Origin of the sequence: Cellulosilyticum lentocellum DSM 5427 (genome assembly GCF_000178835.2) — a bacterium.
In the GTDB taxonomy this organism is placed as follows: domain Bacteria; phylum Bacillota; class Clostridia; order Lachnospirales; family Cellulosilyticaceae; genus Cellulosilyticum; species Cellulosilyticum lentocellum.
In genome coordinates this window covers 3,822,330-3,841,197 of the sequence record NC_015275.1, presented here as the reverse complement: position 1 = coordinate 3,841,197, position 18,868 = coordinate 3,822,330, and the positions used below count along the sequence as shown (strand labels likewise).

Genomic DNA, 18,868 nt, shown 5'->3' with positions numbered 1-18,868 from the left:
GAAAATTAAATGGCAGCAGTTAGATATTACGGAACAGGTAGACGTAAAAGCTCAGTAGCTAGAGTATACCTTGTACCTGGAACAGGTAAAATTACAATCAATAAAAGAGATATCGAAGAATACTTCGGTTTAGAAACTTTAAAAGTTATCACTCGTCAACCATTAACATTAACAGATACATTAAGCAAATTTGATGTACTTGTAAACGTATATGGTGGTGGAACAACAGGACAAGCTGGAGCAATCCGTCACGGAATTAGCCGTGCATTACTTCAAGCTGACGCTGATTTCCGTCCAGCTCTTAAAAAAGCAGGTTTCTTAACAAGAGATCCAAGAATGAAAGAAAGAAAAAAATACGGTCTCAAAGCAGCGAGACGTGCACCTCAATTCTCAAAACGTTAATTGGGAAGATGTCCAAATTTGGACTATACAAAAGCCAATCCAATGGATTGGCTTTTTTTACATAAAGTTCTAACATTCCACATTACAATTTAATTACAAATGTATACATCGTTTATTTTATCAAACTAAATATATTATAATGATAAGAAATAGGGCATATGTATACTTAGGGGGATTATTTTTTATGGATCAGAATAAGAAAGGGCTTACTAAAAAGCAGCAAAAGAAGCTCTTAAAGACATTTGGGATATCAGCAGGTATCACCTTGGCAGTATGCTTGGTAGCTATCATAGGTGTTGTTATTGCTTATAATAAGATTATTTTACAAAAGCCTGCTAGCACTTTTCAAAATGAGGAATTGAGTGAAGAGGAACAACAAAAAGAAGATGATAGAAAAGGACGCGGCGAAATAAATAAAACAATCGCTGTGTTTGGTGTGGATAAAGATGAAACACGTACAGATGTTATTATTGTAGTTAATTTTAATAGTATAACTAATAAGGTAAAAGTCATCAATATTCCACGTGATACAAAGGTTATATGGACAGAGAGGCAACGCAGTAAGTTAAAGCAGTTAGTTGGCTATGAATGGGACATAAGTAAACTTAACGAAATGTCTGCTTATGCAGATATTAAGAATAATCCAGGTAATATTAGAGACATTACTATTAACGAAATTGAAAACATTTTAACTGTCCCTATTGATAATTACGTTATTGTTAATATAGAAGCTTTTAATAAGATTGTAGATGCTATTGATGGAGTAGAGGTAGACGTACCACAAAGAATGTACTATAATGATAATTCTCAAGATTTACATATTGATTTACAACCGGGACTTCAAACGGTATATGGTAAGGATGCAGAAGGCCTTGTAAGATACCGATATGGCTATGCAGAAGGTGATGTGGGACGTATTAAGACGCAACAAATCTTCTTACAAGCTTTTGCTAAGAAAGTTATGAGTCCTGCTATAATGAATAACTTGCCATCTATTATTACTAGCTTATTTACTTACGTTAAAACAGATGTATCATTAACAGAAATATTTAGCTATTTATCTTTACTAAAGGAATTTGATTTAAACAATTTGGAATTCCATACGTTACCTGGAGAAGGTGCAAGCTATGAAGGGCCAGCTTACTTCTATATTGATCAAGAACAATTAGATGATTTAGTAAAAGATGTTTTTTATGATACGACGATTGCAGGAGAAGAGCCTACAAGCAGTTCTGAAGCTACAGAAGATAGTGATAGTACAGAAATTATTATAGATCAAGATGTATCTATAGAAGTTTATAATGCTACAGGAGTAAGAGGATTAGCTGGAACTTTAAAGGATACTTTAAAGAAAAAGGGCTATAATGTAGCGCGTATTGATAACTATAGTGACGGTGATATTGAAGAAAGTACTATTTATGCCAAAGATAAAACAAAAGCAAACCAATTTTTAGAGTACTTAGAAGACGCAACTATTGTGGAAGATAGTTCCTTGGAAAGTGATATTAAAATAGTAATAGGTAAAAATTCAGCTAGTGCACTACAGTAGAACAAAGGGGCTCCTAAAGGGCCCCTTTTAAAATACCTTTGAGGGTGGAGCGTAGAGTATTACCTTGCGAACTATCCAATATTTTAGTATGCTTATTATAAGTGCTTTTTTGAAACGAAAATTTCAAACTTAACTTAAAGACAGCTTACAATATGGAATAAGCATAGAAGAGATGACAGGACGATTAGCAGCTAGGAGGAGACATCATTACATCACAAGAAATAGTAGGATATTTTAATCAATATGGATTATTGTTAGTTTTGGCTATTATGTATTTAGAAGGATTAAATCTGACAGGTATTCCGGCCATTGTATTATTACCAGCCATTGGTTTATTTGTGCATTATAGTACACATAGTTTTATGACCATATTAGGGATAACTATTTTAGGAAGTATGTTAGGAAATATCACTTATTATGTAGTAGTACGTTATATAGGACCAAAGATTTATAATTACTTTTACAACAAGTTTAAAGGAATTCGAAAATCTTTAGAGAAGGCGCAGAAGATAAGTAAGCAACATGGAAGTAAAGTATGTCTTATTGGACACATCATACCAGGAGTAAGAACTGTAGTTAGTTTATTAGCTGGGACTTTTGAGATTCAAGCAAGAGACTTTATAGTATACTCATTTATAGGAGTTAGCATTTGGAATCTCCTATTTATTTTAGTAGGCTATTTGGTAGGTACTGCATTATAAATTATAATAATATAAAAGAGCCGCTTAAATAATTCTTTAATACAAGATATAGTCTAGCAATTAACTTGTCAGATCTATTACTGTGTATTTCATAGGAGTATAGAAGCAGCTCTTTTATATTATTGAAATGTTGATTTTTAGTAACTAGAAAATAGCATGTCTAAAGTTTTGATTATAACAATCCACCATCTAAAGTAATGATTTGCCCAGTTACATAAGAAGCTAGAGGAGAAGCTAAATATAAACAAGTATTAGCTACATCCTGAGGTGAACCTGTTTTACATAAAGGAATTTCATCTACAAATGCGGATTTTTCCTCTTCAGTGTAGCAACTGGTCATATCAGTATCTATCCAACCGCAAGCAATACCATTTACCCTGATATGAGATGGCCCAAGCTCTTTGGCTAAAGCTTTGGTAAAGCCATTAAGAGCGGCTTTACTAGTTGAATAAGCCACTTCACAGGAAGCACCAACCATCCCCCAGATAGATGAGATATTAATAATAATACCACCTTCACGTTGGAGCATTGAAGGAATTGTTAGATAACTACAGTGATAAGCAGAATTTAAGTTTGTTGTCAAAATTTTATTCCACATTTCAGGAGTGGTATCTGTGAATAACCCAACATGACTAATGCCAGCATTGTTGATAACTATTGAAGGAAGCTTGCCATAATGGCTTTTAATGGTATCCATCATAGAACTAGCTACGTTATAATCTGATAAATCTCCAAAGTAAGCATAGACTTTAAAGCCTTTATTTAAAAAGGATTCATAAGTTTCTTTTAAACGTGCTTCATTAGTAGCGCCATTTAAAATAACAGTGGCACCTTTTTCGGCAAAAGCAAAAGCAATAGCCTTGCCAATGCCACGGGAAGAACCTGTAACAAGAACAAGCTCATGACTAAAGTTCAATTTGATCACCTCTTAAGAAAGCAATTTCTTCTTTATATAAGTTTGTTTTTTTATCTAACCAAGGTGTCTCTAAAATAATAGGTTTACCAACTGCTACAGGATGGTGTACAACATGATAGAGTGCAGCTTTACCTATAAAGTCTTTCCCCTTTGGATTATCTTCAGACGCACCCAAGTTAGCATGACGATCTTTTTTTGCACCACAAGGATTAAGAGAGCCATTGAGATGAAATACTTTAAGCCTATCTAGACCGATAATACGATCAAACTCAGCAAACACTTCATCTAAGTTATTAATAATATCATAACCACTATCGTGAACATGACAAGTATCGAAACAGACACCAATTTTATGTTTTAATTCAATTCGGTCAATAATATCACGTAGTTCCTCAAAAGAACGACCGATTTCCTTTCCTTTTCCAGCCATAGTTTCTAAACAAATAAGAGGCTTAGTCTCTTCGGTGAGGACTTCATTAAGACCAGCAGCAATACGCTGGGCACCATATTCATAGGTTTTATCTGTAAAAGAACCCGGATGAAGTACTAAGTAGTTAGAACCAATGGCTGTAGTACGTTCAATTTCTAGAGCAAGACACTCTTTAGCTAACTTATAGATTTCATCCTTATAAGAAGCTAAGTTAATAATATAAGGTGCATGTACTACTAGGTCAGAAAGTCCATGAGCCTCCATAAAAGCACGTCCTTCTTTAATTTTTAAATTTTCAATAGGAGAACGTTTTGTATTTTGAGGTGCACCAGTATAAATCATAAAGGTATTTGCACCATAAGAATAAGCTTCTTTAGCGGCACCAATTAAGCCACCACTAATAGAAACATGAGAACCAATTTTAAGCATTTTTATAATCCTTTCTGAATGAAAAATATGATATATGTTATTCTTCCAATTTAAATCTAACAAATAAATGACAGATATTAAATTTATATAAAATTACCGTATTATAATAGACATCTCAGCTATATTTTACTACAATATAGGAAGTGTTAGCAGAAATTATACTATAAATATGATTTTAGGGAAACTATATATTATAGAATAACCGAAAAATGCTAAGCATATCTAGTAAGAATGCATATCTTGTGACAAATATTTTTGAGCATGACAGAATATATAAGCACCATAGGAGAAAATGATGAGTGAGAAGAAAAAATTAAAGAAAAAACAAAAAAAAGCATTGGGTCGAATTTTTTTTAGGGTGATGGTTATTACCTTTATTATAGCTGCTCTTGTAATAGGAGGGCTTATTTTTGCCTATAATCACTTTTTATATAAAGGAAATCCTTTCAATGGAAGCAATAAAGAACCAGACCCTATCAACAAAACATTAGCAGTATTTGGTGTAGATGAAGATGGATACCGTACAGATGTTATTTTTGTTTTAAATTACAATAGTGAAACCGGTAAATCAAAAGTTATTTCTATTCCTCGTGACACAAAGGTTGAGTGGTCCCAGGAGCAACAAGAAAGAATGGAAGAATACAAAGGTTATTCTGTTAATGTTTCAAAAATTAATGAAATGACCAGCTATGCAGGTATCGAGCACATTAGAGAATTTACTATAGATGAAATAGAGAATATGTTAGGTATCCAGATTGACAACTATGTCATTATTACTATTGATGCATTTAAACAAATTGTAGATGCTATTGGTGGAGTAGAGGTAGATGTACCTGTACTTGATGGTAATGGTCTTCATTATGATGATAATTATGCTGATTTACACATACATTTAGACCCAGGCCCACAATTATTAGATGGTGAGGCAGCAGAAGGTCTTGTAAGATTTAGAAAAGGTTACGCAGAAGGCGATGTAGGACGTATTAAAACACAACAGCTATTCTTAGAAGCATTTGCTAAAAAAGTAACAAGTCCTGGTATTATCACAAAGGTGCCAAACATTATTAATACTATTTTTAAAACAGTTACCACTGACATTAAATTAAGTGATATACCAAGTTATTTACCTTATTTAAAATCAATGGATTCAAGTAACTTAAGCTTTAATATTATTCCAGGTGAAGGTGCATATGAAGGCGGTAAATCTTATTATTTCCCTGATATGGAGGCTATGCCAGGATTTGTTGAAGGCGTATTTAATGATGATGAGACTAGTACAGAATCAAAAGTGATAGAAGATAAAAGTGTAAGTATAGAAATTCTAAATGCTACAGCTATCAGGGGAGCAGCTGCGGCAGCTCAGGAAAATTTAGAAGCAGTCGGTTATACCGTTAATATAATAGGTAATTCTACTTTAGAAGAACCAAGTACAACAGTTATTTATGCTAAAGAAGTGGAAAAAGCAAATCAATTTAAGAAGTATTATCCGAATGCGATTATTAAACAGAATCAAAATATGAACTATGATATACAGATTATATTAGGCAATGATATCCAGTAAGGGGGATTAAAATGAAAGGCATAAGAAAGAGATTAATAAGTTTTATGCTATTAGCAGGTATAAGTTGCAGTACAGCAGTATATGGGAGCATACTACATGAACAAAGAACGCAGCAAGTCATTACTAAAGGTGCTGTTCATATTAATGATAAGCTTCTAATGAGTGAAGGCTGGAGAAATATTAATATTTTAAAAATAGATTTGAATGATAGTAATGTATCGTTAAAGCCTATGGAATCTGCTACAGGAGTAGAAAGGCAAACCGTATTACAAATGGTTAATAATACAGGAGCCATAGCAGGGGTAAATGCGGATTATTTTGATATGAGTACAAGTAATACACCTAGTTTGGGAACCTATATTGAGGGTGGTGTATTAAAGCATGGTTATAATAGTAACTACTCTGAGTTAGGTGTTAATAAAAGCATGGCAACCTTTACTTTAGACACTAATAATACGCCTTCTATGGCGTATTATGGTGTATCTATTCGTATCAATGCCAATGGGAACTTTGTTGGTGGGGCAGCTACAAAGAATAATATTCCTAATACGATTACTAGACCGATTATTGTGGATTCTAGTTATTACAAAACAACTAATAATATTGTAACAAAGCATAAAAGTGTTTATACCATTGTAGTAGAAAATGATACAGTCATTTATTTAGCAAAAGCAGGAGAGAGTGTAACCATTCCTACAAATGGATATGTTATTTTAGTACCAGAAACCAGTGCTAACGAGTACTATACAAAAATGCCTATAGGAACAAGCGTAGACCTTCAAGAGTTCCTGTATGTCGGTGACAATGTCATTACTGCCATTAATGAGTTAAAGCTAGGTATAGGTGGTAGTGGTATTATTATGAAAAATGGCATGGCGTATACAGGTTCAGCACATAAAGTAACACCTAATTCAGCAGTGGCACGTACTATTATTGCAACAACCAAAGGTAGCAATGAAATATTACTTATTACAATTGATGGGAAAGGTAGCTACACAGGGGTAACACATAACCAACTTGTAGAAATACTACAACGTTATAATGTAGACAATGCCATGTATTTAGATGGTGGTGGTTCAACTACTTTTGTTGCTAGGAACTTAGGAGAAAAAGAAGTTAAGTTGCAGAATAATCCATCTGATGGTAGTCAAAGAAAAGTTATTAATGGCCTAGGCGTTTTTAGTAACTCGGCGCCTGGAGAGATAAGCACCTTATACATAGAACCTACTTACAGCAGAACCTTTATAGGAGAGAATATTACCTTAAAATTAAAAGGTATTGATGAAAATAGTAATCCTGTAACGATAGATACCTCAAAAGTGAAGTTTTCTGTAGAAGGAGGAAGTGGGCAATTTAATGGAGCAACTTTTACACCTAGTAGTGAAGGTAAGTTAATGGTTATTGCTCAGTATAATGGTGCTCAGGCAGCAACGGAAATTAAAGTAAGTAGTGCGCCATTAGGTTTAGTAATAGAACCTAGCCTTGTACAATTAAATGAGAATAGCACAAAGACAGTTCAGGTTTATGGACTAGACAAAGAGGGATATAAAATTCCACTTAAAGCAGAAAATGTAAGTTGGACAAGTGCTAATACTAAGTTAGCAGCCACTAATAATACAATAGTATCTACTACCAATACACTTGGGAAACTTACAGCTAATTATAAAGGCATCACTAAGGAGATGGGTGTTATAGTGGGTAACACAGCTGTGCCATTAGAGTCCTTTGAAACTAATGGAGCTACTTGGGCAGGGGACACTTCTTCTGTTGTAGGTAAAGTAGAAATTTCTAAAGATGACAAATACCATGGTAACCAAGCACTAAAAATGACCTATACTTTTATGCCTAGCGCTAATAAACAAGTGGCATATACTGTATTTAGTAATCCTATACAGATTCCAGAAGATGCAGCAAGTGTTAATATGTGGTTAAAGGCAAAAAAACAAGGACATGTAGCCAAGATAGAAGTGGTAGATAAAGAGGGTAAGACCTTTTATCTGAAACTTGCTGACAGCCTTGATTTTGATGGATGGAAGTATGTAAGTGCCACTTTGCCACAGGAAATAAGCTTGCCAGCAAAGGTAACAAAGTTATACACTTATGCTAATAGTAATGCTACTAAGGTAACAACTACACTTTATATAGATCACGTCTCCATAACAAGAGGTTTTAGAGACACGGTAGGGATAGCAACAAGAAATGATACTAGTGCAGATCCTTTTTATAAACCTACACTGCAACAAGCTATACAAAATCAATACATCATTAATGCAGTGGGGCCAACAAAGGTATCTAGCATGATGCTAGGGAAAGATACATTAGCTAGTATAAGTAAGCAGTTATCAGAGGGAGCAGGTGCAGTACTATTAGCCTCTAATAGTAATAGTGAGCTATCACTTGGGGCGCCAAACTATGTTTACAAAAATACATATGAAGCTATTGATTATAACAATACGAAAATGATTATGTTAGGAACAGGTAATGGAGGGCTGAGAACAACACAAGAGCAAGCATGGATTTACTTGAAACAGTCTTTAGATAAGACCAATGCAAAACATATTATTATAGTGATGAGCAAAAATCCACTTACTCAGTTCAATGATGCACTAGAAGGACAAGCATTACATGAGTATTTGAAGACCTATAAAGAAAGCACAGGAAGAAATATATTTGTCGTTACTACTGGTGGTAGTGAAAATGAAGTCCGTATAGAAGATGGCATCAGATACATAAGAACGCATGGAATGAATGTTACTACTGATAACTATAAAGAAGGTACTTTCCTTAAGTTCAAAATAGATGGAGACAAAATTTATTACACCTTTGAGAAATTTAAATAAATATTACTAACTAAGAGGAGGTATACTATGAATAAAAAATTAAAACTTACATTAGGCTTACTCATGATAGGGGCAACAACACTTTATGCAGCTGATGGGTTAATAGGAACAGAACAAGACCCACTAGTGACAAAGAGCTATGTAGACCAAAAAATTTCACAAATAACAGGGGGGACTAGCAATACTGTTTTAGCTAACCAATTAAAAGAACAAGAGCAGCTCATCTTAACATTAAGAGATGAAATCGCAGAGTTAAAACAAGGCGGAAGTAGCACTTATGAGATTGTAGTTGTACCAGAAGGAAAAATCATATTTGGTAAACAAGGCTCTGAAATGATTATTAGAGCTGGTGAAGGGAAAATAGTTGCTTCAAGCGTAGGTGGTGTTCAAGATATTACAGAGGGTAAAGATTTAAGTGGGGATACCGTAGCACCTAAAAACAATTTATTACTTATTCCAAGAGAAGATGGAAGAGGCTTAATGGCAACAAAACAGCTTACAGTAATGGTGAGAGGTGGCTATATATTAAACTAATGATTTATACAGCCAATGGAGGAAAAGATGAAAAAACAAGTTAAAATCCTAATTTATACCGTAATGGTCATCTCACTTATAGCTTGCTCATTTGTAGGAGTTAGAAGAATTCAAACTGAAGAAAGCTACAAGGGAGTAGAAGTAGCCATACGTTATAGCGATGTTCTTAGAATCGCTACTGAAACAGATAGATCACTAGAAGAAGTATTATTAAGGTTCAAAGAGCTAGGTGTGACTACTTTATTTGTAAGAGAAAATACAGTAGCTTCCCCAGTAGAAGCTGACCTTTATACGTATAGAGGCTTAGGTAAAATAAGTCTTTTAGAAGGTTATATATTGAAATTTTATTATCCTGATGTAGAAGGGGTTAAACCAGAATCACGTTACATTGTAACAGAGGATAAAGTAGTAGCAGAAAATATTTATGAAAGCTATGCAACAAAAGGGATTGAATTAGAGTATTTAGAGCAAGATGGCGTTTATTTTATTAGTATTGGTGAATTTGCAAATGAACTGACTAATACAGGTGTAGGCTTTGATGTAGACTCACTTAATCTTGCAGCAAGCTTAGGTTATACTATTTCTCCTCAGCTTAAAAGCTGGACTAATATTACACCAGAATCACTTGACTATGTGGTACAGGAAATAGAACGTATCAATGGTGTAGATACCATTTACTTTGCTGATACAGATGTACCAGGTGTAGATAATGAAGAAATGCAGAAACTTATACAAGATCATCAATTAGGATTTATAGAGTTTACAAGTAATAAACAAAAAGGGTTTGATACATTAGCTAAAAAAACGAGTGAAGAAGGTAAACACTATAAGGTGATTAGGCTTCATACAATAGGTGATACACAACTCTCTACCTTTACAGTACCACAGCTTATGGAGCGTTATGAACTAGCTCTTAGAGAAAGGAATATCCGTGCCTTTTTATTCAAGATGCCTACAACAGTTAATATTGAAGAAGATATTGATTACTTACAAGATGCTATATCAAGTTTTGTAAACTATACGACTTCTAAGGGCTATACTTTAACAGGAACCGTAGAGGATTATAATTTACCACCTATTCCTGTATTTGTAGCTATTTTAGCAGGGTTAGCAGCTATTATGATTTTTATATTATTACTAGCAGAGCTAGGTATGGTTAAAGTAGGCTATATTTTAGGGATTATAGGAATCATAGGCTATATTGGTTTACTCAAACTAAATGTTGTAATAGCTAGCCAGCTTATGGCACTCTTTGGGTCTATTATGTTCCCAACCTATGCTATGGTTAAAGGGTTAAAAGAAACACCTAGAAATATGAAAGAAACTATTTTAAGCTTCCTTAAAATAGGTGCGATTTCATTTGGAGGTGTACTTACTATTATAGGAACACTCTCAAGAACTAATTTTGCATTAGGAATTAATGTGTTTGCAGGTGTAAAAGTAGCAACAGTAGTGCCAATTGTATTAGTTTTATTAATCCTTATTTTTAAGAAGCATCAATGGGACTTTAAATATTATAAGGGAATTCTAGATAGAAAGATTAGCTATGGAGCCCTTATTCTTATAGCTTTACTAGGTGGTGTGCTCGCTATCTATGTAACAAGAACAGGGAATAGCGGAACAGCATCAGATTTAGAGTTGCAATTTAGACAATTACTAGATAACATTCTTGGCGTTAGACCACGTACAAAGGAATTTTTAATTGCCTATCCTATTTTAATGTGTTTACTATATTACGGATACAAAGAAGCTTATATACCTTTTGTTATATTAGCTACTATAGGACCAGTTTCTTTAGTCAATACTTATGCACATATTCATACACCAATTCTTATTTCGTTATTAAGAAGTGCATATGGTATTATTTTAGGAATTATTTTAGGCCTTATTTTAATAGGGGTATTAAAATTATTAAGTAGGATGATGAAAAAATGGCAAATACAAACAAAATAGTATTATCAGGTTACTATGGCTTTGATAATATTGGAGATGAAGCAGTACTTTATTCCATTATAGCTATGCTGAAAAAAGAAATACCACAGGTACAAATTACTGTATTATCTAATAATCCAGAGAAAACTGCACGCTTATATCAGGTAGAAAGTATTAATCGATGGGATATGAAAAATGTAGCTAAGATTATTAAAGCATGTGATTTGCTCATTAGTGGTGGAGGCAGCTTGCTCCAAGATGTTACAAGTAGTAAAACCATTCCTTATTATTTAGCGATTGTTAAAATGGCACAATTTTATAAGAAAAAAGTAGTGTTTTATTCTCAGGGGATAGGACCAGTTAATAAAGGATTTAGTAGGTGGCTGATTAAAAAGGTAGTTAATAAGGTAGATGGTATCTTTGTCAGGGACCCAGCTTCCAAAGCTTTGTTAGAAGAAATAGGGGTTAAAAAATCAATAGGTGTAGCTATTGACCCTGTATTGGGTATTAGTTTGCCTAATGATGTTAAGACAACTGAGAAAACCATAGGTATATATATTAGGCCTTGGCAAAATGAAGATCAAAATCAAAAGCTTATTTCAGCTATGAAAGAAGGTTTAATAGAATTTATTAAAAAAGGCTATAAGCTGTATCTTATTCCTATGCACTATGAACAAGATTTAGACATTGCTAAAGCTTTAGAAGCTGCCCTTGTTATGGAAATGCAAAATGAAGGCATGGCATGTGAAGATCAGATCAAGGTGATAGCTAAAAAGCTTTCTATTGAAGAGGTTCTTACTTACACAGCAGGATTTGAATTCATTATAGGGATGAGACTTCACAGTTTAATCATGGCAGCAGCAACTAAGGTACCTATGTTAGGTTTATCCTATGATCCTAAGGTAGATGCTTTCTTAAAAGAAGCTAGAGTACCTTATTGTTTAGATGTGAGTGAAGTGACGGAAGAAAGCTTTAAAACAAGCTTATTAGATTTAGAGAAAAATTTAACAGAGCAAAAGAAGCAATTAAAGATAAGCTATGAAGCTAACCTATCTCGTCTTTATTTGCCAATAGAGTGTATAAAGAAATTACTAAAGATAAACTAGAGATAAGCTAGAAAAATGGAATGGGGATTTTATATATGTTATGTCATATATAAAATCCCCAATTTGTTTATAATACTTGCATATCTATAAAGATATGAGTAATATAAACAGGAAAGCAATGAAGAATTAATAATGAAGAATTAGAAAAATGAAAAATTAGATTGAAGCGTTAAAAAGAATAGTAAATAATGATGGATGAATAATAAACAATTAAGCATGAACAATGAAGAGTTGTGGAGGTAGAATATGATGAATACAATAGAAATTTTAGGTGTACCTATTTCGAATATAACAATGGATGGGGCAGTGGAGAAAGTAAGTGAATTCATGAAGTCAGATGGCCTTCATCCAGTATATACACCTAATCCAGAGATTGTTATGCTAGCCAAAGGAAACAAAGCGTTTTTAGAGGTTATAAAAAAAGCAGATTTAGTAGTACCAGATGGCATAGGGGTTGTTATTGCATCAAAGCTCCAAAAGGGAGAAAGACTTCCAGAACGTGTAGCAGGTTATGACTTAGTACAAAATACAATGAAAAGAGCTGTGAAGGAAGGCTACAAGTATTATTTCTTTGGAAGTAAGCCAGGGATTGCAGAAGAGGCTGCACAGAAGATGAGAGAAACTTATCCTGGTATTCAGATTGTTGGAACTAGAGATGGCTATTTTAAAAAAGAAGATGAACCAGCTATTATAGAGGATATTAATGCTTCAGGTGCTAATATTTTACTAGTGGCATTAGGGGCACCAAAGCAAGAAATGTGGATAGAGGAAAATAAGCACTTATTACCAAATGTGAGAGTAGCCATAGGTGTGGGTGGAAGCTTAGATGGTATGGCAGGTAGAGTAAAAAGAGCTCCTATTGCTTTTCAAAAACTAGGATTAGAATGGTTTTATCGATTGTTACAACAACCAACACGTTTTAAACGTATGCTTGTACTACCACTATTTTTGAAGGAAGTGGTATTTGATAGAAAATCTTAGTAAAAATACGTAGTATACGCTCAAAATGTATAAAAATCTTTGTTAATGTGACTTAAAATTACAGATTATAACAGTTGTTATGTAAATGTTTATAAAGAATACCCCAGTGAATTTGTTGATATTCATGGTGAAAGTAGGTTTATACCTCCTAATAATTAGGAGATGAGGGATATTTAGGACTATTAGCCAAAATGCTAGAATTGTTTTTATAAAAATAGTCAATAGCGAAACTAAAGAAAAGTATAGTATAGTAAAGTAAGTCCAATGACATATGAATTATCCAAACTTAAGGGGGAAATCAAAGTGGCAGGTTTAAAATTAAAAAACATCGAAAAACGTTACTCAAACGGCTTCGTAGCAGTTAAAGATTTCAATTTAGATATTGAAGATAAAGAATTCATCATCTTCGTAGGTCCATCAGGATGTGGTAAATCTACTACATTACGTATGATCGCTGGTCTTGAAGAAATTTCTTCAGGTGAATTATGGATTGGTGACAAACTTTGTAACGATGTTGCTCCAAAAGATCGTGACATCGCAATGGTATTCCAAAACTACGCTTTATACCCACACATGACTGTATATGATAACATGGCATTCGGTTTAAAACTTCGTAAAACTCCAAAAGAAGAAATCGATCGTCGTGTACGTGAAGCAGCTAAAATCCTTGATATCGACCAATGCTTAGATCGTAAACCAAAAGCATTATCAGGTGGACAACGTCAACGTGTTGCCATGGGTCGTGCTATCGTTCGTGAACCAAAAGTATTCCTTATGGACGAACCTTTATCAAACCTTGATGCTAAACTTCGTGTACAAATGAGAACAGAAATCTCTAAAATGCACCACAGATTACAAACAACATTCATCTACGTTACTCATGACCAAGTAGAAGCTATGACACTTGGTACAAGAATCGTAGTTCTTAAAGATGGTGTTATCCAACAAGTAGATTCTCCATCTAATCTTTATAGCAAACCACAAAACTTATTCGTAGCTGGATTCATTGGTTCACCACAAATGAACTTAATCGAAGCTAAAGCTGTTAAAAGAGGCGAAGACGTTGTGCTTACATTTGGTAGCGTAGAAATTAAGCTTCCAAAAGAAAAAGCAGAAAAAGTAGTTGCAGGTGGATACATAGGTAAAGATGTTATGATGGGTATTCGTCCAGAACACATCGCAGAACCATCAACACTTTTCGAAGAACAAAAAGCAGACTACATTGTTGCTTCAGCTACAGTTGAAGTAGTAGAAATGCTTGGTGCAGAAAAGAACTTCTACATGATCTGTGAAGGTAACAACATTACAGGACGTTTTGACACATCTTGCCAAGCTGGTCCAGATGATGAAGTTAAAATTGCGTTTGATGTAACTAAAGTTCATGTATTTGACTTAGAAAGCCAACAAACAATCACAAACTAATTTAGACTTAAGAAGCACTAAGATGTAACATCTTAGTGCTTTTATTTATTAATAAGAGAAATAGGTGGCATAATAACGGTTTTTGTGGATAAATAATAAAATATAACTTTTTTTTACACCTAAATAGGATAGAATAGTATTAAAGATACTGGGAATATAAATTATTTAATAATTGGGAGTTGATAAATATATGATATCTAATCAAATTTTACAAAATACAATTGATGGCCTCAAGGGTATTACAAGAAGAGACTTTTGCGTATTAGATGCGGAATCTAAAATTGTAGTAACTACAGATGGAAAAAGTGCAGGAGAATATGTACCACAAGTAGAAGCTTTTATTAATTCACAGGCAGATAGCCAAGAAATGCAAGCATCACACTATTTTAAGATTTATGACGAATACTTAGTTGAATATGTTCTTTCTGTAAGTGGTGCAGATGATGAAGCGTATAAATTAGGTAAGCTAGCAGCTTTTCAAATTAAAAGCTTATTAGTTGCTTATAAAGAGCGTTTTGATAGAGATAACTTCATTAAAAATCTATTACTTGATAACTTATTATTAGTGGATATTTATACAAGAGCTAAAAAACTTCATATTAAAAATAATGTACAACGTATTGTCTATTTAATTGAATGTGAAGAGAAAAAAGATAGCAGTATGTCTGATATCTTAAGAAACATTTTCCCAGATAAAACAAAAGATTTTGTAACAGCAGTAGATGAAAAAAATATTATTTTAGTAAAAGAAGTTAATACTGACAATCCAGTAGAAATCGAAAATTATGCTAAGATGATTTATGATACTTTAAGTGCTGAAGCTATGAGCAAAGTATATGTAGCTGTTGGTGCTGTAGTAAGTGATCTTAAGGATGTCTCTAATTCTTATAAAGAAGCTAATATGGCTCTTGAAGTAGGTAAGATTTTTAACTGTGAAGGACACATTTCACATTACTCTAAATTAGGTATTGGAAGAATTATCTATCAATTGCCTTTATCTTTATGCAAGCTTTTCATTAAGGAAGTATTAAAAGATAAACGCGTAGATAGTTTTGATGAAGAAACATTAATGACTGTTAATAAATTCTTTGAAAACAGCTTAAATGTATCTGAAACTTCAAGACAACTTTATATTCATAGAAATACCTTAGTTTATCGTTTAGATAAATTATTAAAAACAACAGGACTTGATTTACGTAAATTTGATGATGCTATTATTTTCAAAATTACAATTATGGTAAGTCAGTATATGGACTATATGGAAAGACAAAGTCAAAATAGAATGTAGAAACAGGGGATAGTAAATGATTCAATTACAGGGTGTATCTAAAGTATATTCTAATGGGGCAGTTGGACTTAATAATGTCAGCTTAACAATTGAAAAGGGTGAATTTGTATTTATCACTGGAAACAGTGGTTCTGGTAAATCCACTTTTTTAAGGCTGCTTTTTAAAGAAATTGACCCTGATCATGGCAAAATTATTATCAACAACAAAGATATTTCTAAACTAAAGAGAAGACAGATTCCTTACTTACGAAGAGACCTAGGTATGGTATTTCAGGACTTTAGACTACTTCCTAATAAAACTGTTTATGAGAATGTAGCCTTTGCTATGCAGATTGTAGGTGCTACCTCTAGAGAAATTAGAAAAAATGTACCTATCGTATTAGGACTTGTAGGCCTTGCAAGAAAAGCACGCTGTTATCCTAATGAATTATCAGGGGGAGAGCAACAAAGAACAGCTTTAGCAAGAGCTATTGTTAATAATAATCCAATATTAATTGCAGATGAGCCTACAGGGAATTTAGATCCAGCGACTTCCTGGGAGATTATGAACTGTTTACAGGATATCAACCGAAGAGGAGTCACTATTATTATGGCTACTCACGAGAGAGAAATAGTTAACACTTTAAAGAAACGTGTGATAGAAATTTCTAATGGACAAATAAGCAAGGATGTGCATGAAGGAGGATATGACGATGAAGTGGAATACTCTCAAGTATTTATTTAAAGAGGGTATCGTAGGGCTATGGAGAAACAGGACAATGGCATTTGCTTCAGCAGGAACAATTGTACTATGTTTGCTTATATTGGGAATGTCCTATTCAGTTGGTACCAACATTGACTATATGATTGAACAAATAGAAAGTAAGTTTGGCATTACAGCTTATCTTGAAGATGGCTTAAGTGATACAGCCATCCTAGGTCTTAAAAATAAAATAGAAGCAATGCCTAACGTAGCAGGTGTTTCCTATATTTCAAAGGACGATGCGCTAAAGAACTTTAGCGAAGAAAATGAAGATGCAAGCTTATTTGCTATGTTTAAGGAGGATAATCCTTTACCAGCTTCTTTTGAAATTACCGCTATAGATATTAAAAATCAAAGTGAATTGGTTAAAAAGGTTCAAGAATTAGAGGGAATTGATGAAGCAGTTTACCTTAAAAATGAAACAGAAGCCTTTATTAACATTAGAAATACTGTAAACTATGTTTGTTATGCTATTATCATATGTCTTATAGTAGTGGGTCTTTTACTTATGTCTAATACGATAAAGCTAACCGTTTATATTCGAAAAAGAGAAATCAATATTATGAAGTATGTAGGAGCAACAGATGGTTTTATTCGTGTCCCATTTCTGATTGAAGGGATGTTAGTAGGACTTATTGGTGCATTAGTAGCTATCCTTGCAGTAGCATCTGCCTATAATTGGGTTCAAGGAATGTCTCAAAATGCAACCGGTATATTAGGTGAAATTGCATTAATGCCTACAGCAACTATTATGACTTCTTTAATTCCTATGTACTTAAGTCTAGGTATTGGAATAGGTCTTATCGGAAGTGCTTTTGCTATACATAAACACTTAAAAGTATAATCAGGAGGAACTATGAAAAAGCAAATTAGTATTTTATTAGCATTTACATTGCTACTGGTTCCTGTTTATGCAGATACTATTAATGATAAGAAGAATCAACTAAGCAGTGCCGAGCAGCATATCAAAGATAAAGAACAACTTCTTGAAGAGCGAAAACAGGAAAGAGCGGCTATTGAAGCGGAGATTAAAGAAGTTGATACGAAAATGGTTGCTATACAAGATAATATTAAAGAACTAGGTGATCAGTTAGAACAGAAAAAGCTTGAGATTGAAGAAAGCGAAAAAGAGCTAGAAGCTGCTAATATTAAAAAAGATGAACAATACGAGGCTACCAAAGCACGTATGGTTCAAATGTATAAGAATCAAAAAGTAGGTTATATACAAGTTGTTTTTTCTTCTAATAGTTTTTGGGAAGCCATTAATCGTCTAGAATATATCAGACGTATATCAGAAAAGGATAATACGTTGCTAGATACCTATCAAGCTCAGATTGATTATATAGAGGTTCAAAAAGAAAAAATTGAATCCGAAAAATCTGATTTAGATTTACTTCAAAAGAAAGAAATTAGTAAAAAGAATGAATTAGAAGAAGCTAGAGCTGCAAAACAAGTAGCTATTGATAAGTTAGAAAGTGAAGAAGGTAAACTAGCGGGTGAAATTTCTAAGCTAGAAGAAATATCTGAGCAACTAGAAGAAGATATTAAAAAGCTTACAGAAGAAATGGAAGCAAAAAACAAGAATCAGATACCAACTCAATATACAGGAGGTACCTTTACTTGGCCAGTACCAGGGTACTACCGCATTAGTTCAGAATATAACCCTAGAACAAGTCCTATTTCAGGTAATTATGAATTCCATACAGGAATAGATATTCCAGCTGGCTATGGAGAGGATGTTGTAGCAGCAGGAGATGGTGTTGTTATTACAGCAGGTTGGATCAATGGATATGGCAATACTGTTATGATTAGTCATGGTAGTGGCATTGTAACCTTATATGGACATAATTCATCTGTAGTGGTAAGTCAAGGACAGACAGTAAGCAAAGGGCAAGTTGTTGCTAAGATCGGTAGCACTGGCTATTCTACAGGTAACCACTGTCACTTTGAAGTTCGTGTCAATGGTAGCCATACAAGTCCATGGCCATATTTAAACTAATGAGTATTAAATCGCCAGAGTTAGGTAAATAATAAA

General features: G+C 33.6%; 16 protein-coding genes. 14 read left to right on the top strand and 2 right to left on the bottom strand.

The window, feature by feature from the left end:
• Positions 1 to 9: 9 nt before the first annotated feature.
• The 3 genes from rpsI to CLOLE_RS17620 all read left to right on the top strand — a co-directional run bounded on the left by rpsI (position 10) and on the right by CLOLE_RS17620 (position 2,652).
• Positions 10 to 402 carry a 30S ribosomal protein S9 gene (rpsI, locus tag CLOLE_RS17630; protein WP_013658470.1) on the top strand — a complete coding sequence of 131 codons (393 nt, stop codon included), beginning with the start codon at positions 10 to 12 and terminating at the stop codon, positions 400 to 402.
• Between the two features lie 184 nt (positions 403 to 586).
• Positions 587 to 1,951 (top strand): LCP family protein, encoded by a 1,365-nt coding sequence (locus CLOLE_RS17625; RefSeq protein WP_013658469.1) that lies wholly within the window; start codon positions 587 to 589, stop codon positions 1,949 to 1,951.
• A 269-nt stretch (positions 1,952 to 2,220) separates the two neighbouring features.
• Positions 2,221 to 2,652, top strand: a complete 432-nt coding sequence (locus tag CLOLE_RS17620; protein WP_242825808.1) for a DedA family protein — start codon at positions 2,221 to 2,223, stop codon at positions 2,650 to 2,652.
• A 172-nt stretch (positions 2,653 to 2,824) separates the two neighbouring features.
• On the opposite strand, the gene ymfI is transcribed toward CLOLE_RS17620, so the two are convergent.
• On the bottom strand, positions 2,825 to 3,577 hold the full coding sequence (gene ymfI, locus CLOLE_RS17615; RefSeq protein ID WP_408610333.1) for an elongation factor P 5-aminopentanone reductase: 753 nt from the start codon (positions 3,575 to 3,577) through the stop codon (positions 2,825 to 2,827).
• Positions 3,558 to 4,427 carry a deoxyribonuclease IV gene (locus CLOLE_RS17610; protein ID WP_013658466.1) on the bottom strand — a complete coding sequence of 290 codons (870 nt, stop codon included), beginning with the start codon at positions 4,425 to 4,427 and terminating at the stop codon, positions 3,558 to 3,560. The genes ymfI and CLOLE_RS17610 overlap by 20 nt, the downstream gene beginning before the upstream one ends.
• Before the next feature lie 295 nt (positions 4,428 to 4,722).
• On the opposite strand from CLOLE_RS17610, the gene CLOLE_RS17605 reads away from it, so the two are divergent.
• From CLOLE_RS17605 to CLOLE_RS22085, 11 genes are all read left to right on the top strand, one after another.
• Positions 4,723 to 5,988, top strand: a complete 1,266-nt coding sequence (locus CLOLE_RS17605; RefSeq protein WP_013658465.1) for an LCP family protein — start codon at positions 4,723 to 4,725, stop codon at positions 5,986 to 5,988.
• 11 nt (positions 5,989 to 5,999) lie between these two features.
• Positions 6,000 to 8,828: a phosphodiester glycosidase family protein gene (locus CLOLE_RS17600; RefSeq protein WP_013658464.1), complete on the top strand. Its 2,829-nt coding sequence runs from the start codon at positions 6,000 to 6,002 to the stop codon at positions 8,826 to 8,828.
• Positions 8,829 to 8,855: 27 nt separating this feature from the next.
• Positions 8,856 to 9,362, top strand: a complete 507-nt coding sequence (locus CLOLE_RS22090) for a hypothetical protein (RefSeq protein WP_013658463.1) — start codon at positions 8,856 to 8,858, stop codon at positions 9,360 to 9,362.
• 27 nt (positions 9,363 to 9,389) lie between these two features.
• Positions 9,390 to 11,315, top strand: a complete 1,926-nt coding sequence (locus CLOLE_RS17590; protein ID WP_013658462.1) for a DUF5693 family protein — start codon at positions 9,390 to 9,392, stop codon at positions 11,313 to 11,315.
• Positions 11,294 to 12,400: a polysaccharide pyruvyl transferase CsaB gene (csaB, locus tag CLOLE_RS17585; protein WP_013658461.1), complete on the top strand. Its 1,107-nt coding sequence runs from the start codon at positions 11,294 to 11,296 to the stop codon at positions 12,398 to 12,400. Before CLOLE_RS17590 ends, csaB begins: the two co-directional genes overlap by 22 nt.
• 246 nt (positions 12,401 to 12,646) lie before the next feature.
• The gene (locus CLOLE_RS17580; protein WP_013658460.1) at positions 12,647 to 13,381 is read left to right on the top strand and encodes a WecB/TagA/CpsF family glycosyltransferase; all 735 of its coding nucleotides are present in this window, start codon (positions 12,647 to 12,649) and stop codon (positions 13,379 to 13,381) included.
• 303 nt (positions 13,382 to 13,684) lie between these two features.
• Positions 13,685 to 14,803 (top strand): ABC transporter ATP-binding protein, encoded by a 1,119-nt coding sequence (locus CLOLE_RS17575; RefSeq protein WP_041713080.1) that lies wholly within the window; start codon positions 13,685 to 13,687, stop codon positions 14,801 to 14,803.
• Positions 14,804 to 14,993: 190 nt separating this feature from the next.
• Positions 14,994 to 16,091: a PucR family transcriptional regulator gene (locus tag CLOLE_RS17570; RefSeq protein WP_013658458.1), complete on the top strand. Its 1,098-nt coding sequence runs from the start codon at positions 14,994 to 14,996 to the stop codon at positions 16,089 to 16,091.
• A gap of 16 nt (positions 16,092 to 16,107) precedes the next feature.
• A complete protein-coding gene (gene ftsE, locus CLOLE_RS17565) occupies positions 16,108 to 16,815 on the top strand; it encodes a cell division ATP-binding protein FtsE (protein ID WP_013658457.1) in 708 nt (235 codons plus the stop codon).
• Positions 16,784 to 17,677, top strand: coding sequence for a permease-like cell division protein FtsX (gene ftsX / locus CLOLE_RS17560; RefSeq protein WP_013658456.1), 894 nt, complete (start codon positions 16,784 to 16,786; stop codon positions 17,675 to 17,677). The genes ftsE and ftsX overlap by 32 nt, the downstream gene beginning before the upstream one ends.
• Positions 17,678 to 17,689: 12 nt before the next feature.
• A complete protein-coding gene (locus CLOLE_RS22085) occupies positions 17,690 to 18,832 on the top strand; it encodes a murein hydrolase activator EnvC family protein (RefSeq protein ID WP_013658455.1) in 1,143 nt (380 codons plus the stop codon).
• Positions 18,833 to 18,868 lie beyond the last annotated feature (36 nt).